The sequence below is a fragment of the Sphingomonas mangrovi genome (genome assembly GCF_047975845.1).
Lineage (GTDB): Bacteria > Pseudomonadota > Alphaproteobacteria > Sphingomonadales > Sphingomonadaceae > Sphingomonas.
On record NZ_JBIUCZ010000070.1, the window covers coordinates 1 to 1710 of the forward strand.

Genomic DNA, 1710 nt, shown 5'->3' on the forward strand with positions numbered 1-1710 from the left:
GCGTGCGTGGTCGTGGCGCTCCCGTGACGTAGCTGTCCCATACGGCTTCCTTCCATTCCAACGAAAGGATCGCACCATCAAACCGTGGGATCAAACACCTAGCGTCGCTGGTTGATGGCGTGTGACATTCCGGATTGATATCGGAAGGTAACGCCCGCGTCTTTTCTCAACGACGATTGCGCGGGGCAAGGATTCACCTTCACGACCACTGCGGCATCATTGACCGCCGCGTCTGGACAGTAACAACACGAATTGGCAGGATGCCATGAGCTGGACTTCAGGAGGAGGCGTCACTGCCATTCTGCCGGACCAAACCGATAGCGTTGTTGACGCTACTGCTGATATCCGCTGCTTGTGCCCAGGCGCCACCAGCGTCCTCGATTCGCGCGGCGCTCGATCACGGCATGGCGACGGCAGAGGCGGCCTCATCGGTCCGCTGCACGCGCGAACCGGAAAAACTCGTTTTCAGCTGTATCGAGCAAATCGACCAAGATCACTTCACCGCTGTCGACGTCGTGGCGGAACCCATTGCGCCTGACCAACGCAAACCTGGGCGGCAGTCGATTCACGCTAGCGAGCCGATCGTCGGGCCCGGCGGCGGTGGGGGACGGTACAGTTTGACCACTGCGGATGGCGCGTATGCGATCCAGGCAATCGAGTTGCAGCGACTGATGCGCGGGGCTCGACCCAACTTGCCCTCTGCCACCAGCCTGATCGAGGTCATCGCGACGACCTACGACGGCAAACCCGCCACCCGCTAGGAGCCACGTCCATGGCCGATTACCTCGCCAGCCTGCCTGTCGACCGCGTTGCGGCGTGGTATCGCCGCTTGGCTGACGCCACCGGCCAACGTCGTGTGGAAGGGCAAGAGCCCTACTCTGCCATGCTGCTCCGCCATTGGCTCGACAATCGCGACCCGAAGAGCACGTTCCGTCTGCCCGCGCGCCGATATCTGCAAACCAACGACAAGGTTCGGGAAGCCCTGCGCTATCACCGGGCTGTTTTCCTAACTGAGCAGGAGGCACGGGTCGGTAAAGGCTCGCTGTTTGGCTCCAATACGCGACGAGGAGGCGTCGTACCGCGCATTCAAGGAGCGCCGGGCTTTCAGCGGTGGGATCTGACAGGCAAGCTTCAGCTCGACTATGAGTCGCTGGTCGAGATCGGCAGCGGCCCGATCGACATTCTGCGTATTCAGAACCGTGGCAGCCAAGAGGAACAGGACCTCTTCACATCACTGCGAGGGTTTCAGCTCCACAGCCAAGCGCTGGTGTCCGGCCAGCGTCAGGGCGGCCAGGTGGCGATCCGGTTCGAAACTTGGTTGTGCGAGGCCAAGGATCGATACGACTGGAACTACAGCGAATATCTCACCGTCCCTAATCCAGACTACGGCAGCAAAGCACGGGACGCCGTGCGCCCCACCGACATGAAGCTGACGGTGTATCACAGCAACGCAAAGCGCTTGGAAGATGCGAAGCTTGCCGCGCCTTATGACATTCGATCCCAAGCATGGCGCGTGTCCGACCGCGCGATCGTCGGACCGGCGATCGTGAAAGTCTGACAACCGTCGGTCATGCTTTAGGGTCAGGACCCATTGATGTGAGCGTCGCGATCTGATGGGGTGGACGCCCCCCGACGGCATCGATGTGCCAGAGTGGCGGTGTTGAAGCACCACTGAGGGAGGCGTCCGTGTCAGAGGCTACCACGATCGGG

At 61.2% G+C, this 1710-nt stretch carries 2 protein-coding genes; both read left to right on the top strand.

Going from position 1 to position 1710, the window contains the following annotated elements; genetic code table 11:
- Nucleotides 1–326: 326 nt before the first annotated feature.
- On the top strand, nucleotides 327–761 hold the full coding sequence (locus ACBY01_RS17140) for a hypothetical protein (RefSeq protein WP_416462199.1): 435 nt from the start codon (nucleotides 327–329) through the stop codon (nucleotides 759–761).
- A gap of 11 nt (nucleotides 762–772) precedes the next feature.
- Nucleotides 773–1558 (top strand): hypothetical protein, encoded by a 786-nt coding sequence (locus ACBY01_RS17145; RefSeq protein ID WP_416462200.1) that lies wholly within the window; start codon nucleotides 773–775, stop codon nucleotides 1556–1558.
- Nucleotides 1559–1710 lie beyond the last annotated feature (152 nt).

What these genes read in the sequence shown, in the direction of transcription:
- ACBY01_RS17145 (WP_416462200.1), top strand. Translation starts at nt 773, where the DNA reads ATGGCCGATTACCTCGCCAGCCTGCCTGTCGACCGCGTTGCGGCGTGG.